Source organism: Nonomuraea sp. NPDC051298 (assembly GCF_055586305.1).
The window spans coordinates 284,936-311,850 of the sequence record NZ_JBVJIM010000007.1; the positions used below are offsets into that span (position 1 = coordinate 284,936).

The 26,915-nt window shown below is 70.8% G+C and carries 24 protein-coding genes; 11 read left to right on the plus strand and 13 right to left on the minus strand.

What is annotated here, in order from left to right; all coding sequences use genetic code 11:
- Positions 1–50: 50 nt before the first annotated feature.
- On the plus strand, positions 51–1,370 hold the full coding sequence (locus tag ACZ6S0_RS22795) for a hypothetical protein (protein WP_465920928.1): 1,320 nt from the start codon (positions 51–53) through the stop codon (positions 1,368–1,370).
- A gap of 123 nt (positions 1,371–1,493) precedes the next feature.
- Here ACZ6S0_RS22795 and ACZ6S0_RS22800 read toward each other — a convergent pair whose 3' ends face one another.
- The 3 genes from ACZ6S0_RS22800 to ACZ6S0_RS22810 all read right to left on the minus strand — a co-directional run bounded on the left by ACZ6S0_RS22800 (position 1,494) and on the right by ACZ6S0_RS22810 (position 3,825).
- Positions 1,494–1,955 carry a hypothetical protein gene (locus tag ACZ6S0_RS22800; RefSeq protein WP_465920930.1) on the minus strand — a complete coding sequence of 154 codons (462 nt, stop codon included), beginning with the start codon at positions 1,953–1,955 and terminating at the stop codon, positions 1,494–1,496.
- 708 nt (positions 1,956–2,663) lie between these two features.
- On the minus strand, positions 2,664–3,320 hold the full coding sequence (locus ACZ6S0_RS22805) for an alpha/beta fold hydrolase (RefSeq protein ID WP_465920933.1): 657 nt from the start codon (positions 3,318–3,320) through the stop codon (positions 2,664–2,666).
- A gap of 1 nt (position 3,321) precedes the next feature.
- Entirely contained in the window at positions 3,322–3,825 is a 504-nt protein-coding gene (locus tag ACZ6S0_RS22810; protein ID WP_465920935.1) for a pyridoxamine 5'-phosphate oxidase family protein, read from the minus strand.
- 45 nt (positions 3,826–3,870) lie between these two features.
- Here ACZ6S0_RS22810 and ACZ6S0_RS22815 point away from each other — a divergent pair, with 45 nt between their 5' ends.
- Entirely contained in the window at positions 3,871–4,497 is a 627-nt protein-coding gene (locus ACZ6S0_RS22815) for a winged helix-turn-helix transcriptional regulator (RefSeq protein ID WP_465920937.1), read from the plus strand.
- Between the two features lie 53 nt (positions 4,498–4,550).
- On the opposite strand, the gene ACZ6S0_RS22820 is transcribed toward ACZ6S0_RS22815, so the two are convergent.
- The gene (locus ACZ6S0_RS22820) at positions 4,551–5,411 is read right to left on the minus strand and encodes a helix-turn-helix transcriptional regulator (RefSeq protein ID WP_465920938.1); all 861 of its coding nucleotides are present in this window, start codon (positions 5,409–5,411) and stop codon (positions 4,551–4,553) included.
- A gap of 101 nt (positions 5,412–5,512) precedes the next feature.
- On the opposite strand from ACZ6S0_RS22820, the gene ACZ6S0_RS22825 reads away from it, so the two are divergent.
- From ACZ6S0_RS22825 to ACZ6S0_RS22850, 6 genes are all read left to right on the plus strand, one after another.
- Positions 5,513–6,235 (plus strand): SDR family oxidoreductase, encoded by a 723-nt coding sequence (locus tag ACZ6S0_RS22825; RefSeq protein ID WP_465920940.1) that lies wholly within the window; start codon positions 5,513–5,515, stop codon positions 6,233–6,235.
- An 8-nt stretch (positions 6,236–6,243) separates the two neighbouring features.
- On the plus strand, positions 6,244–6,612 hold the full coding sequence (locus tag ACZ6S0_RS22830) for a hypothetical protein (RefSeq protein ID WP_465920943.1): 369 nt from the start codon (positions 6,244–6,246) through the stop codon (positions 6,610–6,612).
- Between the two features lie 403 nt (positions 6,613–7,015).
- The gene (locus tag ACZ6S0_RS22835; RefSeq protein ID WP_465920945.1) at positions 7,016–7,249 is read left to right on the plus strand and encodes a hypothetical protein; all 234 of its coding nucleotides are present in this window, start codon (positions 7,016–7,018) and stop codon (positions 7,247–7,249) included.
- Between the two features lie 102 nt (positions 7,250–7,351).
- Positions 7,352–8,044 (plus strand): alpha/beta fold hydrolase, encoded by a 693-nt coding sequence (locus tag ACZ6S0_RS22840; RefSeq protein ID WP_465920946.1) that lies wholly within the window; start codon positions 7,352–7,354, stop codon positions 8,042–8,044.
- 57 nt (positions 8,045–8,101) lie between these two features.
- Entirely contained in the window at positions 8,102–9,034 is a 933-nt protein-coding gene (locus tag ACZ6S0_RS22845; protein ID WP_465920948.1) for an LLM class flavin-dependent oxidoreductase, read from the plus strand.
- A 204-nt stretch (positions 9,035–9,238) separates the two neighbouring features.
- Positions 9,239–9,847, plus strand: coding sequence for a TetR/AcrR family transcriptional regulator (locus ACZ6S0_RS22850; protein WP_465920951.1), 609 nt, complete (start codon positions 9,239–9,241; stop codon positions 9,845–9,847).
- A gap of 371 nt (positions 9,848–10,218) precedes the next feature.
- On the opposite strand, the gene ACZ6S0_RS22855 is transcribed toward ACZ6S0_RS22850, so the two are convergent.
- The 4 genes from ACZ6S0_RS22855 to ACZ6S0_RS22870 all read right to left on the minus strand — a co-directional run bounded on the left by ACZ6S0_RS22855 (position 10,219) and on the right by ACZ6S0_RS22870 (position 17,607).
- Positions 10,219–14,178 (minus strand): S8 family serine peptidase, encoded by a 3,960-nt coding sequence (locus ACZ6S0_RS22855; protein ID WP_465920952.1) that lies wholly within the window; start codon positions 14,176–14,178, stop codon positions 10,219–10,221.
- A gap of 62 nt (positions 14,179–14,240) precedes the next feature.
- Complete coding sequence (locus ACZ6S0_RS22860) at positions 14,241–14,369, minus strand: hypothetical protein (protein ID WP_465920954.1); 129 nt, start codon at positions 14,367–14,369, stop codon at positions 14,241–14,243.
- A 71-nt stretch (positions 14,370–14,440) separates the two neighbouring features.
- On the minus strand, positions 14,441–17,314 hold the full coding sequence (locus ACZ6S0_RS22865) for a helix-turn-helix transcriptional regulator (protein WP_465920956.1): 2,874 nt from the start codon (positions 17,312–17,314) through the stop codon (positions 14,441–14,443).
- Between the two features lie 35 nt (positions 17,315–17,349).
- The gene (locus tag ACZ6S0_RS22870) at positions 17,350–17,607 is read right to left on the minus strand and encodes a hypothetical protein (RefSeq protein ID WP_465920958.1); all 258 of its coding nucleotides are present in this window, start codon (positions 17,605–17,607) and stop codon (positions 17,350–17,352) included.
- Positions 17,608–17,671: 64 nt separating this feature from the next.
- Between ACZ6S0_RS22870 and ACZ6S0_RS22875 the strand changes: the two genes are divergently transcribed.
- A complete protein-coding gene (locus ACZ6S0_RS22875) occupies positions 17,672–18,232 on the plus strand; it encodes a PadR family transcriptional regulator (protein WP_465920961.1) in 561 nt (186 codons plus the stop codon).
- A 10-nt stretch (positions 18,233–18,242) separates the two neighbouring features.
- Entirely contained in the window at positions 18,243–18,962 is a 720-nt protein-coding gene (locus tag ACZ6S0_RS22880) for a VOC family protein (RefSeq protein WP_465920964.1), read from the plus strand.
- Between the two features lie 684 nt (positions 18,963–19,646).
- Here the strand turns inward: ACZ6S0_RS22880 and ACZ6S0_RS22885 are convergent.
- Complete coding sequence (locus ACZ6S0_RS22885) at positions 19,647–19,925, minus strand: hypothetical protein (protein ID WP_465920966.1); 279 nt, start codon at positions 19,923–19,925, stop codon at positions 19,647–19,649.
- Positions 19,926–20,525: 600 nt separating this feature from the next.
- On the opposite strand from ACZ6S0_RS22885, the gene ACZ6S0_RS22890 reads away from it, so the two are divergent.
- A complete protein-coding gene (locus tag ACZ6S0_RS22890; protein WP_465920969.1) occupies positions 20,526–21,794 on the plus strand; it encodes an alpha-L-fucosidase in 1,269 nt (422 codons plus the stop codon).
- 9 nt (positions 21,795–21,803) lie between these two features.
- On the opposite strand, the gene ACZ6S0_RS22895 is transcribed toward ACZ6S0_RS22890, so the two are convergent.
- The 4 genes from ACZ6S0_RS22895 to ACZ6S0_RS22910 all read right to left on the minus strand — a co-directional run bounded on the left by ACZ6S0_RS22895 (position 21,804) and on the right by ACZ6S0_RS22910 (position 26,906).
- Positions 21,804–22,556 (minus strand): helix-turn-helix domain-containing protein, encoded by a 753-nt coding sequence (locus ACZ6S0_RS22895; protein WP_465920971.1) that lies wholly within the window; start codon positions 22,554–22,556, stop codon positions 21,804–21,806.
- A 4-nt stretch (positions 22,557–22,560) separates the two neighbouring features.
- Complete coding sequence (locus tag ACZ6S0_RS22900) at positions 22,561–24,468, minus strand: DUF5107 domain-containing protein (RefSeq protein ID WP_465920973.1); 1,908 nt, start codon at positions 24,466–24,468, stop codon at positions 22,561–22,563.
- A gap of 107 nt (positions 24,469–24,575) precedes the next feature.
- On the minus strand, positions 24,576–26,060 hold the full coding sequence (locus ACZ6S0_RS22905) for a right-handed parallel beta-helix repeat-containing protein (protein ID WP_465920975.1): 1,485 nt from the start codon (positions 26,058–26,060) through the stop codon (positions 24,576–24,578).
- Positions 26,061–26,069: 9 nt separating this feature from the next.
- Positions 26,070–26,906 (minus strand): carbohydrate ABC transporter permease, encoded by an 837-nt coding sequence (locus tag ACZ6S0_RS22910; protein WP_465920978.1) that lies wholly within the window; start codon positions 26,904–26,906, stop codon positions 26,070–26,072.
- Positions 26,907–26,915: the final 9 nt, after the last annotated feature.

The following is a 26,915-nucleotide window of genomic DNA, read 5'->3' on the forward strand; positions in this document are numbered from 1 at the left end:
CCCGAACGGCCGCCGCGCCCACGGCGCTTGCCGAAAGGACGCCTCCCCCCATGGCGGCAGCGCCCACGGCCCTCGTCGACAGGCGCGCGCCCGGTGCGGCCGTCACCCTCACCGGCACCACAGGTGCCAAGGGCGATGCGGAGGCGGACGGGGTGACGGCGGACGGGGCGACGGCGGACGGGGCGACGGCGGACGGGGTGAAGTCCACCAGTGTGCAGGCAAGCGGTGCGAACGCGGATGGTGTGAAGGTGGACGGGGTCGTCGCGGGTGGGCCGGAGGGTGCTGTGAAGGCGGCAGGGGCGGCGATCGGCGAGCCGGAGGGCGGCGGGCCTGAGCGCCGTGGGCCTGAGCGCGGTGGGCCTGAGCGCGGCGGGCCCGGGGCCGCGAGCGTGGGGCGGATCGGCGGCTTGCGGCCGCGCCGGCGGTCCGGTGACGGAGGGGAGGCGTCGGGGGACGACGTCGACCTGGTCGACGCGCTGGCCTCGACGACCCACCGCACGGTGGCCGACTGGCTGACCGAGAGGTCGTCGGCGGCCACCCGGCAGACGCGGCTGCAGGTGCTGGCCGCGTTCCTGCGCTGGCTGCGGGCCACGGCACCGGCGCTCGACCTGCTCGCCGTCACCGGCGCCCACCTCGATGCCTACTGCGACGGGGCGCTCGCCGGGACCCTCATCACCGGAGTACGCACCCCCGGCAGGCCACTCGCCAAGACGACCGTGTCCAGGAAGCGCGCCGTCCTGTCGTCCTTCTACACCTTCGCCTGGCGGAGCGGCGCGGTACGGCACGACCTCACCGACCCCGGCCCGGCCGCCCTCACCCGGAAGGAACGGCTGCTGCTGCGCCGGGGCATCGCCCGGCTGGCCGCCGACGGCAGGGCCGCCGAGGCCGCCGCCGTCGCGCTGCTGGACGCCACCGGCGCGCCCCCGGCGTCCCTGGCCGGGCTGACCCTTCAGGACCTGCGCGCGGTGGTGGACGGCGAGCCCGCCATCGTCACCGTGCACAACAGCCGCGGCGACCTCGTCGCCTTTCCGATACCGCCGCTGGCCCGCCCCCTGCTGGTGGAGAGGTACGGCGCGGGGACCGCCGGAGAGCCGCTGATCAGGCGGCCTGACGGTCAGCCCGTGGACGCGCGCTGGCTCGGCGCCGCGCTCACCGAGGCCGCCCTGGCCGGCGGCCTGCCCCGGCGGCGGGCCGAACTGCTGGATCCGCAGATGCTGCGGGCCGCCACCGCCACCGAACTCATCCGCGACCGGGCGGCCCGACCCAAGACGGCCCAGCCCAAGACCGCCCCATCCAAGACCACCCCATCCAAGACCACCCCATCCAAGACCGCCCCATCCAAGACCGCTCAGCCCAAGACCGCGACCTGACCGGGCCCGGCCCGGCCGTTCGGTCTGGCCGGGCTCCGGGATCCCCGATCCGGCGGAGCGGATCCTCGCGCGGTGGCGAGGCCGGGCAGGCCCCGCCGTGCCGTCACGCGCGCCCGTCCGATCTCAGGGCGACTTGTACTCGGCCGCCTTGCCGCAGTAACTGATCCCGACCGGGGTGTTGCTGTGCCGGCACACCTGGACGACCACCCGGTCGATCGTTTTGACCCCGCTCGCGTCCGACAGGTCGAAGGCCAGATCGACCGCCCCGTCGTCCGCCTTGACCACTTCGGAGTCGACGAGGGACGCGCCGTGGTAGGCGTGGAAGGCCGCCTGGGAGTGCATCTGGTCGGGCGCGCAGACGGAGGTGGCGGGGTCGTCGGCGAGCGTGCCCTTGACCTTGACGCCGGGGCGGATGACGGGCCCTTCCACCCAGTCGAGCGTTCCCTCCGTGACGCCGCGGCGGCACTGGTCGCCGGAGTCGGCGGCGAAGTCCACCGCCGCCGCCTGGGCCGCCACGACGGGCTGGGCGGCCATCAGCCCCGCGGTGAGGACGGCGCCCAGTGCCAGCCGGGTACGTAAGCGCATGGCAACCACCTTTCGTGTGGGAGATCCGGCCCCTCATCGTCGTCCACGCGCGCGACCTTGTCAGCCCGTCAGCCGGGAATGTCAGCCCGGCCCGTCGTGCGGCCCGCGTGCAACGACACCTCGTTGACCGCAGCCACCCGCTGCCTGATCACCACCGTCGGAGAGCTCCACATGCGCGCCGGTCGGCTGGAGGTCTCCCACCGGATGGAGCGCCTCATCAAGGAGGCCCCGCACCCTCCCGGCATCACCCTCTGGGCCGAGTCCGGCTACCAGGTCTCGTTGCAGGAGCTGCTCCGAGGAAATCTACGGGGCCTTCACGTTGGCCGCCTTACCGCTCACCCGGCCTCAACCACGACGGAGGTCCCGATGGAGCATGACGAACGCGACCGACGATACCGCCGCATCGGCACCCGAGGCACAGCAGCAGGGACAGGCCGAGTTCCGCCGCCGTCCGTGCGACGGCGAGCGCCCGTGCCCGTGACCGCTGAGCGTCAACAGTCAGGTGTCCGCTCTGAGCGACGAACGCTCGTGCGGGTAGTGGCCCGCGCGGGGTGACGTCAGCCAGCCCTTGACCGGCCACACCGGCGCTGTGTTCCGTATGGCGTTCTCTCCTCCTCGACCGTGAGTCCCTTGGCGACGATCACTGCGGCTCTCCGCTCTTTGAACTGACCAGTCAGTACGAGGAATAGCCCGCCGCGGTTCGCCGGGCTATGTGAGGGTGCTCGCCAGATAGTCGGCCAGTTCCTTCGGCCGTGACAGCGCCACGGAGTGGCTGCCGGGCAACTCGTCGGGCACGATGCCGAGCCGTTCCCCGACGTGGCGGCGGACGAAGTCGGGCGTGAAGAAGCGGTCGTCGCGCAGCAGCAGGAACCGGGTCGGCACGTCCGGCCAGGACTCCAGCGGCCAGGGCTCGGCCAGGACCTTGTCCATGCTCATGGTCTCGATGCGGACGTTGTTGCGCGCGAGCACCTTCTCGGCGAGCTCGCGCGGGACGTCGTGCAGGTAACGATCGAAGACGTCGTCGGAGGCGGGCTGCTGGTGCCCGCTGCGCTCCCACCACTGTCCCGGCGTCTCACCAGGTGCGGGGATCATGGCGCTGACCATCACGAGCAGGTCGGCGCGGGCCTGCTCGGCGACCAGCGGGGCGATGATCCCGCCCCAGGACAGGCCCACCACGACCAGCCGCTCCGGCTCGCCGATCGCGCGGACGACCGAGTCCGCGTAGTCCCGCAGGCCCGCCTCCGGGTCGGAGGTCGGCAGGTCGACCGCCACCGGCCGGTGGCCCCTGGCCCGCAGCTCCGGCTCCAGCAGGTGCCAGTCGTAGGAGCTGCCGCCGCCGCCGTGGATCAGTGCGAAGGTGGCCACGTCACGACCGCCCGCGCCGGGCGAACTCCTCCGGCGTGGCCCCGCCTGGCAGCCGCGTCTGGAAGTCCAGCACGCCGACCCAGGTCGGGCGGACCGCCACGCGGAACATCCGCAGGCCGGGATGCTCGACCTCGGCGACGTTCCGCGCGCCCTGCTCGGGGCCCGCGTAGCGGTGGTGGGCCTGCCGGTACTCCGGCACCACGCCCTCGACCTCGGTGACCTCGGCCTTGCCGCGCAGCAGTAGCTGCTTGGGCGGGAAGGCGTCCGTGTCGATGGAGATCGCCACGTCGGGCCGCTCGCGCAGCGCGCGGATCTTGGCGGCGGCCGGGAACGTTCCCATCACCCACTCCTGGCCCGTCCACTGGAACATCGTCGGGAACACCCGCGGCGTCCCGTCGGCGGCCACGTAGGCCAGCCGCGCCAGGTCGGTGCCGTTCAGCAGCTCCTGCGCCACCTCATGGTCGAGGAGCCGGACGTCACCCTGGGGTAGCGTGTCGAGGTTCATAGTCCTAAACTAGGACTAATTAGTCCTAGCTGGCAAGGGGATGCGATGCGAAGCTACGACGACCCGTGCGGGGTCGCCAGGGCGCTCGATCACGTGGGCGAACGCTGGGCGCTGCTGGTGGTGCGCGAGCTGCTGCCCGGCCCCAAGCGCTTCACCGACCTGCGCGCGGGCCTGCCGGCCGCGAGCCAGAACGTGCTGTCGCAGCGCCTGCGCGAGCTCGAGACCTCCGGTGTCGTACGGCGCCGCAAACTGCCCCCGCCCGCGGCGAGCTGGATCTACGAGCTGACTCCAACCGGCCAGGACCTCGGCCCCGTGGTGCTGGCCCTGGCCGCCTGGGGATCGCGGAGGCCGCTGACCTCCGAGGCGTCGCTGAGCGTGGCCGCGCTGATGATCGCGATGGAGTCCACGTTCGACCACGAGGCGGCCCGCGGCTTCACCGCGAGCGTGGAACTGCGCCTGGGCCACGACCGCTTCCACGCCGCCGTGTCCGAGGACGGATTCTCGGTGACGAGAGGCCAGGGTGAGGCCGACGCCGTCATGGAGACCGACCCCGACACGCTGCGCTCGGTCATCTTCGGCGGCCAGGCCCTGGATCCCGCCTCGGCGATGGGGGATCGGGCGGTGCTGGAGAGATTCTTGAAGCTCTTTCCGCGTCCGGCGACGAGTTCCTAGTGCTTCCATGGAACCTGCAACCGAGATGGACGTGCGCTGCAGCGCCGGGACAATCAACGAATAGGTGTACGAGAGTCGGTCCGGTCAGCAGGGAAACGCTGCAGCCCGGTCACTCGTAACATGTCGAGCGCAGTGGCCTCGGGGGTTCCCGGCTCGGCCGAGTACACGAGTACGGTCTGGTCGCTGTCCGGAAGCAGGAGGGTGTCGCAATCGAGCGTGATCGAACCCAGCTCGGGATGAGCGATGCTCTTGGTCGCGGTACGCCATGGGGAGGACCGTCCCTCCCGCCACAGCTCGTCGAATCGTGGGCTGCCACGACGCAGTCCTGTGATCATTCGCGCCAGCTCGGGGTCATTGGGGTAACGGGCCTGGGCGGCACGGAGCGTGCCGACCGAGGCGCGAGCGGCCGCGTCATCCTCGCCGACCTGGCAGCGACTACTACCGAGAAAACGTTGCCAGATGAGGTTCCGCTGCCGCTGCGGCCACGCGGACATGTCGCCTTGCAGCGCCGCTCCGAGGGGATTCCAGGCCAGTACGTCGCCCTTGGCCGACAGCACCAGCACGGGCAGATCCGCCATGCGGTCCAGCAGCCGGAGCACGCTCGGCCGTATGACCGTCGCGATGCGTCCGGCCTGAGGCGGCTCGTGACCGGCGAGCCGGAACACCAGGTCGCGGTCGTCGTCGTCGAGCCGCAGCGCCTGGGCCAACGCGGCGATGACCTGGCTCGAAGGCCGCGGCCCTCGCCCCTGTTCAAGCCGGACCACGTAGTCGACGCTCAGACTCGCGAGCATGGCCACTTCCTCCCGGCGCAGGCCCGGCACCTGGCGGCGAGTGCCGGACGGCAGCCCGACGTCCTGCGGTCGCACCCGGGCCCGGGCTGTGCGGAGCACTTCGGCGAGTTCGGCTCGGTCCACTCCTCGATGATGTCGTACGGACCGCGCGGCCGGGTGGTACCGCGGATCCCATGCCTCAGCGGTCCTGGCGTGCCCGGACGCGCGCACCGACGATCGCCCCCATGACAGACATGAAGACGGTGGCACTGGTCACCGGAGCGAACAAGGGACTGGGCCGGGAGACCGTACGCCGCCTGGCCGGGAGAGAATGGCTGGTCCTGCTGACCGCCCGGGACCGGGAACGCGGCATGCACGCCGCGGACACACTGGCGGGCGAAGGACTCGATGTTGAGTTCGTCGAGCTCGACGTGACCTCGGACGAGTCTGCGGCGGCGGCCATGAATGCCGTCTCCGGCCGCGTGGATCACCTGGATGTGCTGGTCAACAACGCCGGAGTCGGCGGCCCGTTGCTGGATCCGGCCGACATGGGCGCCGACGCGCTACGGGAGCTGTACGAGGTCAACGTGTTCGGTCAGGTACGGGTCACACACGCGTTCCTGCCGTTGCTTCGGAAGTCGGAACAGCCCCGCATCGTCATGGTGTCCAGCGCTCTCGCCTCGCTGACACACGCCGGCGACCCCACCCGCCCCGAGTCCGGCTTCCTGGCCATGGACTACGCCTCGTCGAAGGCGGCGCTCAACATGATCGTGTCCCAGTACGCCCGAGCGCTTCCCGGGTTCAAGGTCAACGCCGCGGACCCGGGCAACCCCGCCACCGACATGAACCGTCACACGGGTGTCCACACCGTAGCCGAGGGGGCCGACGCGATCATCAGGTTGGCCACTCTGGACCCTGACGGGCCCACTGGAGGCTTCTTCGACCGTAACGGCCCCGTCCCCTGGTAGGAGCGAAGATGGCAACGATTCTGACGATCGGGCTGCATCCGAACGCGATCGACTACACCCGGCATCCGGAGCTCGACGAGGCGACGCTCACCGCACGGATCGAGCAGGGCGACGCGGCTCTGCGGGCGGCGGGTTTCGACGCGGTGTCGTGCCTGATCGGTGCCGACCCGGACGTGGCGGAAAGGACCATTCGTGAACGGTTGTCCGAGGGCACCTTCGACCTGGCCATGATCGGAGGTGGTGTGCGGATGGCACCCGAGCACACCCTCCTGTTCGAACGGCTGGTCAACGTGCTGGTGGCGACGACACCCGGAATCCGGTTCTGCTTCAACACCTCACCGGAGACGACGATCGACGCCCTTCGCCGTTGGGTGTAGCCGTTCGCTGATGCTCGGCGTTCGTCGGTGGGGACCGGCGCGACAGCCGAGCCCCACGCTGACCAGCAACCGGAAACAACCCAGTCCGGTAGCCATTTACATACATGACGTATGTATATAACATCCTCATCGTCGGATCGAGGAGGGCGCTCATGCGGGCAGTCCAGCAATCGGCGTGAGGAGAGATCGCGACCATGGCGCTGGTCGAGGTGGAGGAGCCTGAGCCGGTGTTCGGTGAGGTGCTGGTCCGGGTGCTCGCGGCGGGGGGTGAGTCCGGTGGATGTCTTCACGCGCCGGGGCCAGGCCTGCAACCGGGTGCTCGACCTGCCGTTCGTCAACGGCAGGGACGTCGCTGGGGTGGTGGAGAGGACCGGGTACGGCGTGACGCGACGTCGTCATCCAGATGTCCGGCGGACAGGCCGGACTGAAGGCGCTGGAATGCCCGCGTCCCGGTGGTGTCCTGGTCAGCGGGCGGGGCGCCTGGACTCCGGGGTTGCAGGAGCGCGCCGGCGAACTCGGCGTACGCGCCGTGACCTTCCTCGTCGATCCCGACGGCGCGGGGCTTGAGACTCTTGCCGGCCTCGTCGCCACCGGCCGTACCACCGGCAAAGGTGTGCTCGTCATCGGCTCAGAGTGACTCAAAGTAGACAAGGAGCGAAGAATTGTCCGAGAGCTATACCGCCCCGGCCAACGTCGTCCGGGATCATGCGCAGGCGAAGAGCCGCGAGGCGGCCCTGCGATGACCGCCTACGTGCTGGTGCACGGCGCGTGGCACGGCGGCTGGTGCTGGCGGCACGTGGCCTCCCGGCTCCGGCGGGCCGGACATGAGGTGCGCACCCCGACGCTGACCGGCCTCGGCGAGCGAGCCCACCTGGCAGACCGCGAGATCGGGCTGCGCACCCACGTGGACGACCTGCTCGGTGTGCTGACGTACGAGGACCTTCGGGACGTCGTTCTGGTTGGGCACAGCTATGCCGGGCTCGTCGTGCGCGAGGCTGCCGACCGTGTGCCAGAACGCGTCTCCCGGCTCATCATGGTCGACGCCTGGGCCGGCCGGGACGGGCAGTCGCTGGACGATCTGGCCCCCGCGTTCTTCTTCGACTGGATCGAGTCCGTGACCGTGGACGGCCTGATCCCGCCCTCCCCGGCCGCCGCCGTCGGCGTGACCGACCCCGACCAGGTCGCGTGGCTGGAACCGAAACTGACCCCCCAGCCCCGGCGGACCTTCGCCGAGCCGACCCGGCTGACCGGCGCCGTCGACGCGATCGACTGCCGCGCGGTGCTGTGCACCCCCGGCGGCCCCATGCCCTTCCCGCGGCTCGCCGAGGAACACGGCTGGGCGACCACCGTCCTGGACGCGGGCCACGACGCCATGGTCACCGCGCCCGGCCCGCTGGCCGACCTCCTGATGCGGGACGTGTACCCGTCCTGAGCCGACGTCGTACCCCAAGAAGAGCCGACGTCGTACCCCAAGAAGAGAGGTGGCCGCATGGCCGAAGTGAAGATCGGCTACCTGCTGCCGACCCGTGAGCAGGCCGTACGCGGCGACGACGAGCTGACGCGGCTGATCACGATCGCCCAGCACGCCGAGGCCCTCGAGTTCGACTCCGTCTGGACTGGGGACAGCCCCCTGGCTCGGCCGCGTGCCGATCCCCTGGTCCTGCTGGCCGCGGTGGCCGTCGCCACGCGGCGGGTCACGCTCGGCACCGCGATCCTGCTGCCCGCGCTCCGGCACCCCATCCTCATGGCACACCAGCTCGCCACCCTGGACCGGCTCACCGATGGGCGCCTGATCGTCGGCATGGGCGCCGGCTTCCCCACCGCCGGCACGCAACGGCAGTTCGAGGCGATCGGCGTACCCTTCCGGAGCCGCGTCAGCCGCCTCGAGGAGTCCATCGAGGCGATGCGGCGGCTGTGGAGCGGCAAGGACGTCTCGTTCGCCGGCCGGCACTTCGACTTCCGCGACGTCACCTTGGCGCCCGCGCCGATCGGCCCCGCAGGCCCGCCGATCTGGCTGGCGGGAAGCGGCGAACCGGCGCTGAGGCGAGTGGCGCGCCTGGGCGACGGCTGGCTGCCCTACCCGCCCGCCGTCGAGGACTACGCCCGCGATCGAGCAACCATCCACCAGACGGCGACCCGTCCGGTCACCTCCGCCCTGTACGCGACGCTCACCCTGGACGAGGACCCCCAGCGGGCGCGTGAACTCCAGCGAAGGAGCATCGAGCCCTACTACAACGCCCCGCTGGAGGTCATCGAGAAGATCCAGGCCCTGTTCGCCGGCGCGCCCTCGGACGCCGCCGCATGGCTGAACTCCTACATCGAGGCAGGAGCCAGGCACATCGTCATCCGCCTGGCCGCCGACGACCACCTCACGGCCCTGGAGGGGTTCGCTGCGAGCGTCCTGCCCCGACTGCACAGATGAGGGACCTCCGGATCCCGGAGCCGCTACCGCGCCATCGGCCGTGCCCTCCTACCCCCGGCCGAGTTCGAAGGGAGTGCCACCGGATGGCCCCGGGATACACGCAGCACGTGTTTCTCCTATCCTCGGGGCAGGGCGAGAGAGGATGAGCGTGTGGCACAGAACGCGGTTGTGCGGCGAACCCAGGAGGAACGCACAAGGGCGACCATGAGCTCCCTGGTCGCAGCGGCGCGTGCGCTCTTCGTGAGCGACGGTTTCTCCGCCGTCACGCTGGACGCGATCTGCCGCCGTGCCGGCGTCACGCGGGGAGCGTTCTACCACCACTTCAGAAACAAGGAACACATCTTCCGCGAAGTCTACGCGGCGGACCAGGAGGAGCTGGCCGCGATCGTCCGGCGCGCGTTCCGGGCCGAGCAGGACCCGTGGGACGGGATAACCGCAGGCTGCCAGGCTTTGCTGGAGGCATCCCTCGAACCCGCTGTACGCCAGATCACCCTGGTCGAGGCACCGGCGGCGCTCGGCTGGACCGCCATGCGCGATATCCAGGCCGGATGCAAGGAGCAACTGCAGCGCGGACTCGTCATCGCCGTCGAAGCGGGGTGCATCCCCGAGCGCCCCCTGGATCCACTCACCTCGCTGCTGTACGGGGGAATCTGCGAGTCCGCCCTGGACATCGCCCGCACGACCGACCAACGCGCCGCGGTCAAGGACACGCTGACCCAACTCGACCTGCTGCTCACCGGCATCGCAGGCCGCGCAGAACCAGGCTGCGCACACAGGAGCCAGGTCACGTCCTCGCGTGATCGGGAGCGCTGAGCAGGACGACGTGGTCGAATTGCGGGTAGGCACCCCAATCAGTGGATCCGTCCGACAGGGTCACCCGGTGGCTCCACCGGCCGGTGTCAGTATCGACGGCGCGATGACCCCGGGCCGTCAGCATCTCTGATGCCGTGGACTTGCCGGTGCCCGACATCCCCGTGACCAAGATCTTCGCCATCCGCCGAGACCACCGAACTGCCCCGATTTCAATCGGCTTCATGTCACCCACGTTGGCGTTTCCGTAGTCCCCGCATCGGGGACTACGGAAACGCACTCGGCTCACTATGCGGGCCACCGCCAGTAAGTGATCAGCGTGTTGCGACGACCCCCTCGAATACACCACGGAGGGCGGGCCGTTCGATGGAGAACTACTTCAGCGGGAACAGCCGGGTGCTGGTCTGCTTGACCCGGTTGCCCGCCACGTCCCACGCCTCGGCCCGGAGGCTGACCGCGCCGGTCGTGGCACCCAGGGCGGGATAGCGGACACTGGCCGTGTACGCGCCGCCTGACTCGCGCTTGAGCGTGACGGGCTGCCAGGTCGCCCCGTCGTCGGTGCTCGCCCAGAGCTTCAGCCCGGCGATCTTCGGCATCGCGGCGGTCGAGCGCGAGTGGTACGCCTCCACCTGGAAGGTGTGCTTGCGCCCGGCCTTCACGCTGTTGGCCGCGTCGCCACCGAGCGCGTAGCTGACGAAGACCGCCGGGGTCGGCCGGCAGTTCTCGCCCCATCCCTCGATGAACCAGGAGTTGCAGGAGACCCCCGGCTGCGTCGCGGCAGCGGCGGGCGGGCCGGTGAAGGTCCACTCGACATCGTTCACGGAGTTCTTGGCCGTCAGGCGGTAGACGCCCTCGGAACTCGGCAGCGTGTAGCGCGGTGCGTTGCCGGCCAGCGGCTCGACGCCCTCACGGGCGATCTCTTTGCCGTCGCGGTACAGGTGCGTCTCGTACAGTGGGGTGAACGCCTGCTCGGTCGACCAGTAGTCGTCGCCGTCGACGCGGGTGCCGCCGACGCCGGAGACCTCGGAGAAGTCGGCCCACAGCTTGTCGCCCTGCACGCAGATCGCACACGTGGCGGCCAGCGGTTGCTCCTTGAGCACCCCGGCTTTCGGGTCGTACAGCGCGGCGACCTCGTCCTCGACCGTCGCCGCGCCTGGGGTGCCGGGTGCGAACCACACCTGCTGCGCCCGGCCCGGCTCGGCGAAGACGTCCGTCAGGTACCGGCTGTGCACCCCGGTGGTGCCCGGGGGCACGAGGGCCATGCCGCGCAGGCGCAGCACCGAGGGGTCGGTCGGCCAGACGTACTCCGTACGGCCCGACGGGGCGACGCCGACGTAGTCGGACTCGGCGGGCGAAATGCTCCAGCGGGCAGCGTCGTCCGTCTTGTAGGCGATGGTCCATTCCCAGTAGCCGATGGGCTTGGCCGACCGGATGTCCAGGTCGACCCGGGCGAGGTCCCGCTCACGCACCGTGTAGGTCATCGACGAGGGGATGCGCCCCTCCTCGTACGGCGCGAACGCGTAGGTGTAGGGCGAGTACTGCGTGCCCGTCACCCGGATGCTCAGCGGGCCGCTCTTGACCTGCTCGCGCAGCGCCAGCCCCTCCTTGGTGGAGACGAAGGCGTTGGCGATGCCGATCGGCTTGGGATCCCCGGTGTTGGGCCGCTGCCACATCGGCAGCGGGATGGGGCAGGCGACCTCGGTCGTGGGGTACATCAGCACGCCGGCGGCGCCGGCGTCCCTGACGGCGCCGATGCGCTCGATCTGCGCGCCGCAGACCGGGTTGCCGAAGATGTCGGTGACGCCCTCGGCCCCCATCAGGACGAGCTTGCCTCGCAGGTCGAGCCCGGCCAGCTCCTCGTCACTGCCCTCGCCGACGTCGATCACCGGGAGCTCCGAGGTGCCGGTGAACGGCTTCCAGTCGGGGTGGTGGTCGACCGCACCCTGCCAGCGCAGGTTCACGGCCGGGTTCAGCTCGACCCCGCGGCCCTTGCGGCCGACGACGCTCATGTCGAGCTGGGAGTGCCCGAGCGTCCACTGGGTGGAGAAGCGGAACTGGCCCTTGGTGACCTTCTTGGTCGGCAGGACCCACAGCTTGCCCCAGGCGCCGGTCGGCACCCCGCTCACCACGGCGCCGGCGAAGAGCTGGCCCTTGGCGTTCGTGCGCTGGTAGAAGGTGTTGTACCCGTTGTTCAGCGGCTCGGCGGGCTTGGGCGTGTCGAAGCGGACCTGGGTGGTCTTCCCGACGTCGAACGTGATCTCGGTGTTGCCGGTGACGGTGAGCTCGGGCTCGAACAGCCAGGCGCGGTTCTTCTTGCTGTCGTCGTCGACCCACTCCACCACCTGCAGCACGCTGATCGTGCCGGCCGGGACGCGGGTGACCACGACGCCGTCCTCGACGATCAGGTGCGGGCCGACCTGGCCCTTGCGCCCGTCGAGGTCGATGACGTCCTGGGCGAAGGGGGTGAGCGGTTTGCCGTCGCGCCCGATCGTGCGGATGGTCAGCTCGAAGGTCGGGGCGTCACGCAGCGCGCCCACCGGGGTGGTCAGGCTCACGCCGTCGGCCAGCGCGGTGACCGCGCCGCTGTACTGGCCGATCTCCAGGCCCTCGGTGGTGAGCGTGACGGTCGTGGCGGCCGTGCCCTTGGCGGGGACGGTCAGCGTGGCGTCGGCCGTGCTCAGCCGGGCGCCTTCCAGGACGGGCTTCAGCGTGAGCGTGACTGGCTGGTCGCCGAGGTTGGTGTAGGCGAGCTCGCGGGTTTGCGGCCTGCCCGATTCGTCCAGCAGCCGGAAGTCGAGGTTCGGCGTGGTGGCGAACACGGTCTGCGAGGCCGCGCGGGCCACGTCGACCCGGCCGGCGCCGCGCTGGTAGACGGTCCCGCCGACGTCCTTGGCCGTGGACATCAGCGCGGCCTTGAGCTGCTGCGCCGTCCAGTCCGGGTGCACCTGGGCGACGATCGCCGCGGCCCCGGCCACGTGCGGCGTGGCCATCGAGGTGCCGGACGCCTTCGTGTAGTGGTCGTCGGCCGGGGTGCCCATCCGGGTGCCCGCGGCGCGCGCGGCGAGGATGTCGACGCCCGGCGCGGTGATGTCGGGCTTCAGCCCGGCGTCGCCGAGGCGGGGTCCCTGGCTGGCGAAGTCGGCCTGCTTGGCGGACTTGTCCACCGCGCCCACGGTCAGCGCGGCGTCCGCGGTGCCGGGCGTGGCGACGGTCTCCGGCGCGCCGGTGTTGCCCGCGGCGATGACGAACAGCGCGCCGGTGGCGGCGGTCAGGTCGTTGACCGCCTGGCTCATCGGGTCGGTGCCGTCGGTGGCGTTCGCGCCGAGGCTCATGCTGATCACCTTGGCGCCGCTCTGCGCGGCCCACTCCATCGCGTCGATGATCCCCGAGGAGTCGCCGGAGCCGGTGTTGTCCAGCACTTTGCCGACCAGCAGCTTGGCGCCGGGCGCGACGCCCTTGTTGGCGCCGTTGGAGGCGGCTCCGCTGCCCGCGACGGTGGAGGCGACGTGGGTGCCGTGGCCGTGGCCGTCCTTGACGGTCTCCTCCGGGATGAACGAGCGCGCCTCGATGACCTTCCCGGCCAGGTCGGGGTGGGTGTCGTCGATGCCGGTGTCGAGCACGGCGACGGTCACGCCGGTGCCGTCGTGCCCGGCCTTCCACGCCTCGGGCGCCCCGATCTGTGGGACGCTCTCCGACAGGTCGGCCTTGACCTTGCGGTCCAGCCAGACCTTGCTGACGCCGCCCCGCAGCCTGGCGACGCCCTTGGCGTCCGGCTTGGCGAGCAGCGCGGCCCAGAAGGAACCGGCCTCGCCCTTGGTGACGTCGAGCGCGGCGCCGTTGATGCTCTCCAGCGTCTTGGTGGGCGCGCTGGCCGGGATCGCGTCGGCCGAGCTCCTGGCCGCGGCGAACCCCTCCGGGTACTGCACGATGACCGGCATCCGCTGCGTCTGGGCATCGGTGTAGCCGTTCTCGGCCAGGTACTTGACGTTGAACAGCTCGCGGTCGAGCTGGCCCGACTGGATCGCCGGGAAGGCGTCGTCGGGCAGGACGTAGACGCCGTCCGGGCCCGTGCGCACGAAAAGCGACGCGGTCCGGCCGTCCGGCCGCACCCCGCTCTGCTGGTCGATCGCGTAGCGCCCGTCGCCGGTGCCGGTCAGCGTGACCTTGTCGCCGGTGATCAGCGTGACGGTGTGCGGTCCCTCGCCCACGCCCTTGAGCGCGACCGGCTGGTACGGCCGCGCCTGCGCGAGCGCGGTGGGCTGGGCCGCCAGCGTGGCGGTGACCAGCGCGAGAACCGAGGTGAGCGCGAGTGAGCCGCGCCGCAGCCGGCTCACGCGGTTCCTCCGGATAAGGGGTTCATGCTCATGAGGGGATGCATCGCCTTTCATGGGTGGGGTCAGAGCGGCAGGAAGCCGTCCGGCGGCTGGGGCTCCTCTGTGCTGTCCGGTTCGCCCGGCTGGAGTGCGGGCCCCGGGGGATCGGGCACGCGGTCGTCGTCGTCGCGTGCGGGCGTCTCTTCGTGCATGGGAGAAGCGTCGCGCGCATCCCGGGCATGGAGTTATGGGGTGGACATGGGGTGAACACCCCAATTCCGGCTCATGACCCTGGGGTGCCTCCCAGGTGACGCCCCAGTTCGGTGCGCGAGCGGGCGCCCAGCTTGCGCATGGCCGCGCCCAGATGCTTGTCGACCGTCTTCGGTGACAGGAACATCTGCCGGGCGATCTCCTGGTTGGTCAGCCCGGTCGCGGCCAGCCTCGCCACCTGCGCCTGCCGGGAAGACAGGCCCTCCGCCTCGCTGTCCTGGCTCGTCCTGATCCGGGTCGCGGGGCGCAGCCCCCAGCGGCGGCCGAGCTGGGTGGCCCGGTCGAGGTCCCAGAGCGCCTCCAACCGGGCGTACGCCTCGATGGCCCGGGTCAGCACGGTCCCAGCCCCCGGGTCGCCGAGCGCGAACAGGGCCGCGGCCTGCTGCTCGACGGCCTGCGCCGCGTCGTAGGCGGCGGGCAGCTCCGCATAGGCCGCGGCCGCCTCGGCGAACTGCGCCGCAGCCCGCTCCCACCTCCCGCCGTGCGCGTCGAGCTGCCCGCGCGCCTGCGCCAGCGCCGGCACGGCCAGCGGCGCGTCCATCCCACGGGTGCGGATCTCGTAGCGCCGGACCAGCTCAGCGGCCTCCCGGGTCCGGCCCGCTGACAGCAGGGCCTCGGTCAGCGCGGCGACGGCCCGCACGCCCACCGGCCACAGATCCCGGGCCTCCCACCCGGCCACTACGTCGGCCGTCTCCGCCAGCGCCGACCCCGCCTCGTCCACGGCGGAGGCGAGCCGCAGCAGCAGGGTCACCGGCGCACCCAGCATGTCGAGGTCGCCCCGCACCCGCAGGTCGCGGATCAGCTCGGCGAGCGTGGCCCGCGCGGCGTCGAGCCGGCTGGGCGCCGGGGCCAGGCAGGCGGCGATAAGGTCGGCCAGGAGCTGCTCCTGCGGACGGTTGCTGCACTGCTCGCGCAGCTCGGCGATCTCCTCGCGCAATCCGTCCCACGCCCCGCCGTGGTAGCGCGACAGGGCCAGGCAGGCGCGGAGCGCGAGATCGTCCCGGGCCGAGACGCTTCCGCCGCCTCCCGCGTCGAGCGCCGACTCCAGCAGCCGCGTCGCCATCCGGTGGTGCCCCGCCTCGACGGCGGAGCCGCCGATCGACTTGTAGGCCCCGACCTCCCGGCGGCTGACGGGACGGCCGCCGGTCTCGGCCAGGATCTGCTCGGTCAGCGCCTGCCAGCGCGCGTCGCCGGACAGCACGAAGACCATGGCCACCTTGCCGAGCACGAACACCCTCGGCCCCGGCTCGCCGTCGTCGGGCACCGTCTCCAGGGCGCGCTCCAGCCAGGGCAGGCGCTCGGCGAACGGCACGTCCGTCATGGTCGGCAGGCCCACGCAGACCATGGCCCAGGCGGCCAGCTCCGGCACCTCGCTCAGATCGGGCACCGCGTCCGCGAACGCCTGCCGTACGCGCAGGGTGTCGACCCTGATGGTGTCGAGATAGAGGGCGAGCAGAATCTGCAGCTCGCCGCGCAGGCGGCGGGGCAGGTCGTGGGTCAGCGCCTCCTCCAGCAGCTCGCCGATGGCGGGGACACGCAGCGTGTAGATGGCGGCCCAGCCGAGGCGGATCGTCAGCTCGGCCCGCCGTACGGGATCGAGGCCGGCGTGGCGGAGCACCTCCTCCAGGAGGCGGGCGGCCTCGGCGTCGTTGCCCAGGCCCGCCGCGTGCTCGGCCGCGGCGACGGCGGCGGCCACCCACTCGTCCGGGCGGCCCGCGTGGCGCAGGTGGTGCGCGACCTGTCCGAGCGGGACCGGCCGCAGCGTGCGGGTCGCGGCGGCCGCGGCCGCGTGCAGCGCCTGGCGGCGGCCGAGCGTGACGCCCTCGTAGACCGCCTCGGCCGCCAGCACGTGCCGGAAGGCCACGAGGCCCCCCTGCTCGGTCAGCAGCCCGGCGTCGAGCGCCTCGTCCAGCGCCTCGGTGCCGCTCACCCCGGCCACCGCGACGAGCGTCGCGGCGGGCACGGCCAGGCGGAGGACGGCTGCCGCCTCCGTGACCGCCCGCGCGCCGGCCGGCATCCTGGCCACCCGGTCGCGCACCGGGGCGCGGACCCCAGCGGGCACGTCCAGCTCGTCCAGGGTGCGGCGGGCCCAGCCGCCCTTCCATCTGATCAGCTTGCCCTGCGTGCGCAGCATCGCGATCAGCTCCTGGATCGCGAGCGGCAGCCCGGAGGAGCGGGCGCACAGGTGCTCGGCGAACTCGGCCGACACCTCGTCGGTCTGCAGGATGGCCGCCGCGAGCGCGCGGGTGCCGGCCACGTTCAGCGGGCGTAACGCGATGTGCGCGCTGGTGATCGTGTCGGCCAGGCGCGCGGTCGCCGCCCGGAGCGCCGGATCGGCCTCCTCACCCCGGTAGGTCAGCACCACCGAGAGCCCGGCGGGCAGCGCCCGGACCAGATAGGTGAGGAACTCGGCCGTCTGCTGGTCGGCCCAGTGCAGATCCTCCAGCACCAGCACCGCCGGGCCCAGCGCGGCCAGCACCTCCACCAGCCCGCGCAGCACCCGGTGCAGCTCGGCCGCCCGGTCCTCCAGCGGCGGCGGCGTCTGCGGCAGCACGTCCTGCAACTCCGGCAGCAGCGCCCGTAAGGCCCCGGTCACCGGGGAGAGCGTGCTGCCGGCCAGGTCGTCCGCCCGGCCGCGCAGCGCCTCCACCACGGGACCCAGTGGGAACGGCTCCCTGACCTGGCCGCAGCCGCCCATGAGCCAGCGCAGCCCCGCGACCTCCGGCCGGGTGGCCAGCTCGGCCACCAGCCGGGTTTTGCCGATCCCGGCCTCGCCCTCCACGACGACCACGGACGGGGCCGTCACCACCGTGGCGACCAGCCGGTCGAGCTCGGTCTCACGCGCCACCAGAACCGGCGACACCATCCGGCCAGCACCTGCGATCACGGCACGACTGTACACATCAAGTGACAAACGGTGCCTTAGTGCGCCACGAGGTCGCGGTTGAGCCTGCCGTACACGAAGGCGAACGCGGCCGCTCCGGCGCCCGCGAGCGCGGGTTGATCGACACCCGGCGCGCAGAGCAGGCGCTGGCCCCAGAAGAAGCGCGAACGCGGGGCGCGGTAGCCGTACTCGGCCCAGCCGGCAGCATCGCCTTCCTGGACGGTGGCCGGGTCGTCGAGGAGGGCGAGCACGAGGAGCTGGTACGCCGCGGCGGCCGCTACGCCGATTTCCTCCACGTTGGTGCGGTAAGCTCCCAGTAGCGGCTAGCCAAATTTGGCTAGCGGAATTCGGGAGGGTTCGATGAAGCCGGTACGGCTGCTGGTCCTGGGCGCGCTGCGCAGGCGCGGGCGCGCCCACGGCTACCAGGTCCGCGCGGATCTGGAGTCGTGGGGCGCGCACGAGTGGTCGACCGCCACCTCGGGCTCGGTCTATCACGCGCTCAAGAGCATGGCCGGTCAGGGCCTGCTGGTGACGCACGAGACGGTCGCCTCCGAGGCCGGAGGGCCGCCGCGGATCGAGTACGAGCTGACCCAGGAGGGCGAGCGGGAGTACCTCGACCTGCTGGGCCAGGCGCTGGCCGACCGCGAGCCGAGCCTGGACGTGCTGGGCGCCGCTGTCGGCCTCATCGAGGACCTTCCCCGGGAGCGGGCCCTGGAGTTGCTGCGCGAGCGGGCCCGCGCCATGCGCGAGTGGCGCGCGAGCATCACCGCGTACCTGCCCGAGGGCACGGACCTGGCGACCTGGGGCCCGGTGGGCGAGGTGCTGACCCTGTGGTTGAGCACCGCCGACACCGGCGCCCAGTGGACCGACCGGATGATCCGCCGCCTGGAAGAGGGCGCGTTCACCATGGCCGACGAATAGGAGTTCCCCGATGGCCAACGAGATCGCCATACCGCTGCTTCCCTGCCGCTCCATCGACGAGATGGTCGACTTCTACACGATGCTCGGTTTCCACCGGGTCTACTACCAGGTTCGGCCGAACCCGTACGTGTTGCTCAAGCGCGAGGATCTCCAGCTCGGCTTCTTCGGCATGCCCGAGGCGTTCAAGCCCGAAGACTCCTACGGGACCTGCTCGATCGTCGTGCCGGACACCGGAGAGCTGTTCGAGGCGTTCGCCGCGGGCATGCGCGCGGCGCACGGCAAGCTCCTGGTCTCCGGCATCCCCCGGATGACCCGGCCGCGCAGGCGGAAGAACGACGGCAACCACTCCGGCTTCGCCGTCATCGACCCCGGCGGCAACTGGATCCGCTTCATGTCCGCCCGCCCCCTGCCGGAGAAGGAGGAGACCACGAGCAGGCTCACCACCTCGCTGAACCGGGCGGTCGTGATGGGCGACTCCAACGGCAATCACGAGCGGGCGGCCGAGATCCTGGACGGCGCCCTGGAGCGGGACCAGGACACCGCCTCGGCGGCCGAGCTGCTGGAGGCGCTGGTCTACCGGGCCGAGCTCGCCGTCCGCGCCAAGGACCACGCCGCCGCCGGGCACGCCCTGGCCCGGGCGCGCGCCCTCACCCTGACCGAGCCAGAGCGCGAGCAGCTCGCCCAGCCCCTGGCGGCCATCGACGACCTCGAGGCCGCGCTAGGTCTCTGACCGGGTACGACGCTTGCGCGAGGCCGCCGAGCGGGGCGGCTGCGCGCATGCCTGCTGGCATCTCGTCGTCGACAGCTATCCCCGGCGGATCAAGGTCTGGTACGCCGAGATCTTCGACTGAGGAGAGCCCCAGCGTTACCGGTAGCTTCCCATCCACAGCGTGGCCGCCCACCCGTGCCGAACGTCATCGTTCACAATGCGCCGCCAAGCGCTCGGCGCCGACGGCCGGCACCGTGTCCTGGTCTGGACCGTGCTGGACCGCGCCGCCTGAGTCTGCCGCGGTTTCACCGCGACAGTGAAAAGACAGAGGGGCGCCACCATGTACGGGCATAAGTACAAGCGTTGCGTGTGGGGCGCCTGCCGTGACGCGGTGGAAGGTCACCTGGTCGTTCACCATGACGCAGCGTACGTGGCGGCTGTCATGGCCGTCGTCTGCCTGTTGGTGGAAGGCGCATGCCTGCCGGGTGGAGAAGATCAGGCGGCAGGGTGGGCGGTGACGTCGTGGCCGGCGGCGGCCGCAGCCCCTTGCTGGACGTGAGCTGAAGACGCCGTCGCGGATGCCGCGGGCTGGCGTTGCTGTGCGGAAAACGCAGGAAGTCCCGCTCGCCTTCGCAGAGGCGAGCGGGACTCGGTCTGACCCGGGGGAGACTGGAGCCGCTTAACGCGGTCGCGCCGGTCAGTCGGCTAGGTCGTGACCCACAAAGCCCAATAGGGGCTGTCCCACTTGCATGAGTAACTCTTGATCAGCTTGTTGATCTGCAGGCTGAAGCCTTGGGTGTCGCACTGCCTTTGCGACAGGTAGACCCCGTAGATGTAGGTTGCCATCATCTGGGACCCGTCACCGGCGGAGGTGGAACTTCCGGATGCCGTACTCGCGTTGGCCGCGCTCACCGACATTCCTCCAGTCATCAAGGCCGCTGCCATAGCCGCAACTGCGATCGGCCGGACCAGTTTGTGTTTCATTGAGCATGCCCTCCTCGGGGGTTCGGCGGTGGCGGGAACTTCAAGCAAAATATCGGGGATCATGAAGTGCGAGAAGAGTTCTGCACGGAATGCCGGAAATACGTGCAGAGAATGTCAAGCCGCGACAGTCACTACCGCGTTCGGTCGGCCGCGGTCGACGTATCCGGCCGGTGCGGTGAGGTCGGCTCGCCGCGAGCGCGTCATCGCGGGGGATCGACAGGGGGTCGTTTCTGGCGACGTTCACCTCTTTGGCCGAGTTGAACGAGGCCGCCGACTACGGTTTCGGAGGTTTGTTAGGGTCTCCTCGGTGATGTGGAATATGGGCATCGGGCTGCCCGTCCGTCAATGGCGGTAACGTGCGGCACGTACGCCCGCTGGAGGGCTTTCCGATCCTTTGAGGCTGACCGCCTCCGGGGGGCAGACGCCGACGATTTCCACCGCCTGGTCCCGCCATCGAACGGCAGGCCGTATCTCCACAGGCGATGCATGGTGAGAATCGACCACTAATGGTGGTCGCAGCCAACGCGCCACCGGGCGCCCGGATCCTAGCCTGGCTCCTGGAAGGTATGTGAGCACGCAGCCGGAAGGGAAGGCTGGAATATGGCGATGCAGCGGTGGTTCTCCGACGCGAAGTTGGGGATCTTCATCCACTGGGGTGTCTACGCCGTGGACGGGGTGGCGGAGTCCTGGTCGTTCTACACGGGTCAGGTCTCGCATGAGAAGTACATGGCCCAGTTGGAGAGGTTCACCGCGGCGCGCTACGACGCGCGGTCGTGGGCCGAGTTGTTCGCGCGGGCCGGTGCCAGGTATGCGGTGCTGACGGCCCGCCACCATGATGGCGTGGCGCTGTGGGACACCGGGCAGGGAGGCTTGTCGGTGGCCGGCCGTACCCTGAGTGGGCGCGATCTGATCGGCGACTACGCCGCCGCGCTGCGCGAGCGGGGCCTGAAGGTGGGCTTGTACTACTCGCACTCCGACTGGAACCACCCCGACTACGCCTCGATCCGCTACACCGGCTCTCCCGTCGGCACCCGCGACAACCCGTTCTCCCATCCGCCAGAAGGCCAGGAGGACGTCGCCGCCTGGGAACGGTTCCTGGCCTACCGCGACGGCCAGGTCCAAGAGCTCCTGACCCGCTACCGTCCTGACCTGCTCTGGTTCGACGGGGAGTGGGAACGCAGCGAGGAGCAGTGGCGGATGCGGGAGTTGGCCGAGCTCATCGCCACCGAGGCGCCCGCATGCGTGCTGAACGCCCGGATGCTCAGCTACGGCGACTATGCCACCCCTGAGCAGGGCATGCCGATCACCGCTCCTGACGGCCCGTGGGAATTGTGCATGACCGTCAACGATTCCTGGGGGCATCAGCACACCGACGCCAACCACAAGTCGGTCGGCCAGCTCGTTCGCTACTTCACCGAGACCATCGGCATGGGCGGCAACCTGCTGCTGGGGGTCGGCCCTCGGGAGGACGGCACCATTCCCCAGGAGCAGATCGTCCGACTGGAGGGCCTCGGCGCCTGGATCGCCAAGCACGCGGCGGCTGTCTACGGGACCGTGGCCGGTCTGCCCGCGGGCCACCACTACGGCCCCAGCACGTTGTCGGCCGACCGCCGCACGCTGTACCTGGTGCTGTTCGGTGTCCCCGGCGAGGTGGTCGGGGTGCGCGGGCTGAGGACACCGGTGCGGCGGGTCACCGTGCTGGGCTCCGGCGCCGGACTGCGGCACCGGGTGGTCGGCGGGCTCGGCGACGCTCCCGGGGTGCTGTGGATCGACTCGCCGTCCGGCGCCGACATCGACGAACGTGCCACCGTACTGGCCGTGGAGCTCGACGGTGAACTCGACCTGTATCGTGGCGCCGGCCGCGACTGATCGACTGACTCAGCCGCCGCGAACCGCCCGGGGAGAGGCGCCCAGCTCGCGGCGGCACGCCTTGTTGAACGCCTGCGGATCGGAGATCCCCACGGAGGCGGCGACAGCGCCAATGGACAGCGTCGACTCACGCAGCAGATGCCGAGCGCGATCCATCCGCCGGCGCCTGATGTAGGCGACCACCGTGTCACCGGTCTCCGCCTTGAACAGCCTGGTCAGGTGGTTGTGCGAGACCCCCGCGACGCGCGCCACCTCGGGCACGGTCAGAGGGCCGGCCAGGTGGGACTCGATGTGGACGATGGCGGCGGCGACCGGTGCGCGCACTCTGGCGGGCGCGAGCAGGGCCACCCGCCACAGCGCCGCCCACACTTCGGCGGTCGTTCGCGCCGCCGCGCTCGGCCAGGCCGTGACGGCCTGCCGCAGCAGGCTCTCCAGCATCGGCGTCTCCGCACCGGCGTCCTGTACGACGGGTACGGCCCTGGGCTGTCCGATGCCGGAGAGCCGCAGATGGACGTACAGGTGCTCGGAACGCCCTCGATAGCGGTAACGAACCCGGGTTCCCGGCGGCACCAAGCTCACATATCCCGGCCGGATCTCATGGCGGACGCCGTCGACGCGCAGTTCGGCGGTGTACTCGTACAGGTGCAACTGCCACAGGTCGGGCAGTTGGAACTCGTCGGTGGGGTGGGTGGTCCCGTGGATGCCGATGCCCAGGCCCACCACCTCGGGCGGACGGTCCAGGGTGACGGTCATGCGGCTCATGAGCTCAGGTGTGCATGCGAAAGTCGTAGAGCCGGGGCAGCGGATGATCACGACGGGCACGTTCGATGATCTCCCGGGTGACCGGTCCTTCCCCCGCCAGGCGCAGCTCGTGATAGGCGAACCAGAGCCGGTCGAGGGAGTCGTCGCCTTCACGCAGGCCGTCTACCTCGATTCCGTCCTCCAGCAGCGCTCCCGTCCTGTCCAGGTCGCGGGCCGCGACGGCGGCCCGCGCCTCCAGCAGCCGGATACGGCCTGAGCGTTGGCCGGGTTCGAGCCGATCGATCAGGTCGAGCGCCTCGATGGGTCGTTCCTCGGCCAGCAGCGCCCGCAACGTCTCGACGGTCAGCCGCCAGACGTCCGGCGCGAGCCGGTGAGCCTCCAGCAGGAGGTCGGCGCGGTGGCCGGTGCCCGCGAGGCGTGAGCTCTCGGCCAGGCAGCGCAGCGTCCACGGAGTGGGGCGTGCGGCCAGCGACTCCTCCCAGGATCGCCTGGCGCCTTCGACGTCGCCGTCGGCGTACCGGAGGAGACCGAGGTGGTATCGGGCGTGCCAGTCGATGGGGTGCGCCTCCAGCAGCTCGTGCCAGCGGGCCCCCGTGATCGGCGCCGCGGGTGGGTCGCACACCGGCAGCCGGCCGGTCTTCAGCAGTTCGGCCCAGGGGAGCTGCTCCTCCTGGGGCTCTCCGAAGGGCAGATCGATCGCCAGCTCCTCCAGCGCTCCCCAGCCACTCCCGCCGAACAGCCGCTCGCCTCCGGATACGGCGGACAGCTCGGCCAGGCTACCCGGCGGGACGAGCCGGTCCACGGCTGCGCCGACGGCGGTCCTGGCCCGCTCCCACGAGCCGTGCACGGCCGCGGGGTCGGCCTCCAGCAGTCCGTAGGCCTCCACCCAGCTCCAGGTGGTGCGCCCTGGCATGGGGATGTGCTCCAGTTGGGTACGGGCCAGCCCCGCCTGGATTTCCAGGTAGCGCGTGGACGGCCCGCTCAGCCAGTCCTGCCATCGTCTCCCGCCCTGGCTGGTGCCCCAGTGGAACAGCTTGCGCCCGCGCAGGCGATCGGTGGAGAGCTGGACGAGTCCGCGTCCCTCGTGGTCCAATGCCGCGATCCACGGCCGCTCGCCCGTGGGGAGGTCGAAGAAGTAGTCCGCGGCGCCCGGCACCCGGTCGGTGTAGCTGCGGTCGATCCCCTCCATCTCCGGGAAGTCCACCAGGCGGAGCCGGGCGGTGTAGTCGAAGTGGTAGGCCCGGTAGGCCGGCGTCACCACGCGCACGTCGGCCGCCTCGGGCACGGCGATGTTCGACCACCAGTAGACCGGTGTCTCGTCGGAGGCCAGGTTGTGGATGCTCACCTGCACCCGCAGGACCGGCGAGCCGACCGGCAGCCAGGCGTCCAACTGGACGACCAGCCGCCGCATCCGCTCGAACTCGAACATGCGCAGCACGGGGGTGCCGTCGGCCCGCTCCATCCGTACGGCGTGCAGCGGCGCGCAGGTCAGCGGCCAATGGCCGGTCGCGCCCAGGTTCCACTCCACGCCACCGGCCAGCCAGGCGTCTCGCAGCGCGAGGTTGGCCGGTTGCAGGATCGGATTGCGATGCAGCAGTTCGCGCTCCGACGGCCGGTGGACCAGGGACCAGAGCCGCCCGCCGTAGGAGGGCACGAAGGTCGCGGTCAGGAGGTCGTTCTCCAGAATCACGACGTCGAGGTCGCGCTCGGCGCGTGAGCGGGAGTAGCCGTCCTGCATGAGGTACGGCAGCAGCGTACGCGGCTGGCCGTACCCGATCTGGGTGGTCATCTCCTGGTCCGCCCCGATCAGCCCGCGTGCGACCTGGGTGCCGTGCAGAATGGGCAGCGGACTGGTCGTCGGCGGTTCCGCGGCGGGCAGTCGCAGGGTGTCGAGCCGCAGAGTGCTGATCATGGCGGTCCCCGAGTGTGTGTCGTGAAATTAACGGAAATGTCGTCGCGGTGGCGTGGCCGTCGCGGGTCTCACCACCGGGTCAGCACCGGCTGGTCAGCACGGGCTGGTCAGCACGTGGACAGTTGGTGCATGCCGATGTCGGGCGTGCAGGTGACCTCGTTGCCGAAGTAGTCCCGGCCGCCGTTGTCGATGATCGGCTTGCCCGCGCCGAGCGCCGGAGACCCGGCCTGGAGCCGGTGGCCGGCACCGAGCAACGGGTCGCCCGTCACGGTCCCGGTGGCGCCGGGCGGCACCGCCACACCGTGCAGGAGGTTGTTCTCCAGCGTGTACCCGCCGGACCGGAGTCGGAAGCCGGCCTTGCCGGTGCCCGTGGTGACGACGAGGTTGTTGGCGAAGGTGACGTTGCGCCGGTTGGTGTTGTTCTCGTTGATCACGGTCTGGGTGACACCGTCGCCGATCACGAAGGTGTTGTTGTAGAAGGCCGCGCTCTCGATCGGCCCGCCACAGTTCTCGACGCCGCGGAAGTGGTCGTTCACGCTGAGGTTGTAGCGGAACACGGCCCCCTTGATCACGCCGGAGGCGTTGCACAGCAGGGCGAAGCCGCCCTTGTTGTCGTGGCTGTGGTTGTACTGGAAGACGGTGCCGTAGGCGTTCTCGTCCACGTCGAAGGCCATGCCGTCACGGGTGGTCTCCCCGCCCGAGACCTCGTTGAACTGGAAGAGCACGTCGTCGGAGTTGTGCGTCCACAGCCCTACGCTGTAGCCGGCCGAACGTCGTTGGAACCCGTGGACGCGGTTGCGCTCCGCAACCCCCTTGGTGACGTTGGCCAGCACGATGCCGTCGCCGCCCACGTCGGTCACCGTGTTGTCGTTGACCTTGACGCCGGTCCACGGCAGGTAGGGGCCGGGCTCCGCACCCCAGCCGGAGCGGTTCCAACTGGAGAAGAGGAAGATGCCGGAGCGGTCGGCGTGGCTGACCGTGTTGTGCAGGATCCGCACGTCGTCGAAGATCGTCGGAACGGTGTTGCCCTCGACCCACATGGTGATCCCGGCCGAGCCGTTCTCGTCCTTGGTGTCGTCGCCGTTGACGTCGTGCACGTCCAGGTCCCGCAGCACGATGTGCCGGAGCGTGCCCGCGTCACGGGCGCTGACCCGCACGCCGCGCCGCTTGCCCGCCGTCGCGCCGGTGTTGGAGATGTCGAGGTTGCGGATCTCCCATTGTTGCTGGTTGTGCAGCATGACGGCATCGGCGGCGCCCGCACCGTCGATGCCGGGTTTGGCGCCCTGGCCGTAGGCGTCGATGACGATGGGCAGGCCCGCCTCGCCCGAGCCCCGTGGAGCGAGCGTACCGGTGCACCGGGTCCCCCGCTTGAACAGCACACGGTCGCCCGGCTTCAGGTCCAGCGCGTTCACCTGGTCGAGAGTGGTCAGCGGGTGGCCGACGGTACCCGTGGACGACTTGGTGGAGGTGCAGTCCACATGGATGGCGTTGCCGTGACCAGGCCGGCCGGGGGGCTGATCGGCCAGGGCCGGCGTCGCGCCCGCGCCGAGGACGGCGATTCCGAGCAGGCCGAAGAGAGCACTTCGTTTCATGGGGGGTCCTTACTTTCCGATGCCGACGGTCATGCCCTGGATGATGCGCGTGCCCAACCAGGAGAACAGGGCGATCATGGGGGCGAGGATGAGGCACATGCCGGCGAACATGGTGCCCCAGTCCATGCCGCTGAACTGCTGTATCTTCACGAAGTTCACCAAAGCCACCGGCAGCGTGATCTTGTCGTCGCTCTGCATGAAGGCGATGGCGAACAGGGTCTCGTTCCAGTTGCCGATGAACTGCAGCAGGAACGCGGTGATCAGGCCGCCACGGGCGACCGGCAGGATGACCTTCGCGAAGGTGCGTACGCCGGTGGCGCCGTCGATCGAGGCGGCCTCCTCCAGGACCAGGGGGACGCCGGAGAAGAAGCCGGTCAGGAGGTAGACGGTGAACGGCAGCCCCACCGCGGTGTAGATCAGGACGAGGCCGCTGTAGGTGTCGACCAGATCGACCGTGGCCATGCCGACGAACAACGGCACCAGCAGCACCTGTCCTGGCACGCCCAGCCCCATCGCGAAGGTCATGGTGATCGCGCCGGAGGTACGGGTACGTCGGCGCGCCAGCATGTAGGCCGCAGGGGCTGCCAGCGCCACCGTGGCCACCGAGGAGATCACCGCGACCAGCACGCTGGACACCGCGGCGGCGCCGAAGCCGCCTGTGGTCCAGGCGGTCGCGTAGTTGCCCGGCTCTATCGGCGACGGCAGGGCGAACGGGCGGTCGAAGATGTCACGGGTGCCGCGCAGCGAGGTCAGCAGGATCCAGGCCAGCAGCGCGATGTCCGCGACGACGATGACCCAGACAAGCGACAGGCCGATGAGGCGCAACGGGGTTCGGTTCACGGTCACGGGATGCGG

Coding starts and splice junctions, on each gene's coding strand:
- ACZ6S0_RS22795 (WP_465920928.1), top strand. CDS start 51: ATGGCGGCAGCGCCCACGGCCCTCGTCGACAGGCGCGCGCCCGGTGCG.
- ACZ6S0_RS22800 (WP_465920930.1), bottom strand. CDS start 1,955: ATGCGCTTACGTACCCGGCTGGCACTGGGCGCCGTCCTCACCGCGGGG.
- ACZ6S0_RS22810 (WP_465920935.1), bottom strand. CDS start 3,825: ATGAACCTCGACACGCTACCCCAGGGTGACGTCCGGCTCCTCGACCAT.
- ACZ6S0_RS22815 (WP_465920937.1), top strand. CDS start 3,871: ATGCGAAGCTACGACGACCCGTGCGGGGTCGCCAGGGCGCTCGATCAC.
- ACZ6S0_RS22825 (WP_465920940.1), top strand. CDS start 5,513: ATGACAGACATGAAGACGGTGGCACTGGTCACCGGAGCGAACAAGGGA.
- ACZ6S0_RS22830 (WP_465920943.1), top strand. CDS start 6,244: ATGGCAACGATTCTGACGATCGGGCTGCATCCGAACGCGATCGACTAC.
- ACZ6S0_RS22835 (WP_465920945.1), top strand. CDS start 7,016: ATGTCCGGCGGACAGGCCGGACTGAAGGCGCTGGAATGCCCGCGTCCC.
- ACZ6S0_RS22840 (WP_465920946.1), top strand. CDS start 7,352: ATGACCGCCTACGTGCTGGTGCACGGCGCGTGGCACGGCGGCTGGTGC.
- ACZ6S0_RS22845 (WP_465920948.1), top strand. CDS start 8,102: ATGGCCGAAGTGAAGATCGGCTACCTGCTGCCGACCCGTGAGCAGGCC.
- ACZ6S0_RS22850 (WP_465920951.1), top strand. CDS start 9,239: ATGAGCTCCCTGGTCGCAGCGGCGCGTGCGCTCTTCGTGAGCGACGGT.
- ACZ6S0_RS22860 (WP_465920954.1), bottom strand. CDS start 14,369: ATGCACGAAGAGACGCCCGCACGCGACGACGACGACCGCGTGCCCGAT.
- ACZ6S0_RS22875 (WP_465920961.1), top strand. CDS start 17,672: ATGAAGCCGGTACGGCTGCTGGTCCTGGGCGCGCTGCGCAGGCGCGGG.
- ACZ6S0_RS22880 (WP_465920964.1), top strand. CDS start 18,243: ATGGCCAACGAGATCGCCATACCGCTGCTTCCCTGCCGCTCCATCGAC.
- ACZ6S0_RS22885 (WP_465920966.1), bottom strand. CDS start 19,925: ATGAAACACAAACTGGTCCGGCCGATCGCAGTTGCGGCTATGGCAGCG.
- ACZ6S0_RS22890 (WP_465920969.1), top strand. CDS start 20,526: ATGGCGATGCAGCGGTGGTTCTCCGACGCGAAGTTGGGGATCTTCATC.
- ACZ6S0_RS22895 (WP_465920971.1), bottom strand. CDS start 22,556: ATGAGCCGCATGACCGTCACCCTGGACCGTCCGCCCGAGGTGGTGGGC.
- ACZ6S0_RS22900 (WP_465920973.1), bottom strand. CDS start 24,468: ATGATCAGCACTCTGCGGCTCGACACCCTGCGACTGCCCGCCGCGGAA.
- ACZ6S0_RS22905 (WP_465920975.1), bottom strand. CDS start 26,060: ATGAAACGAAGTGCTCTCTTCGGCCTGCTCGGAATCGCCGTCCTCGGC.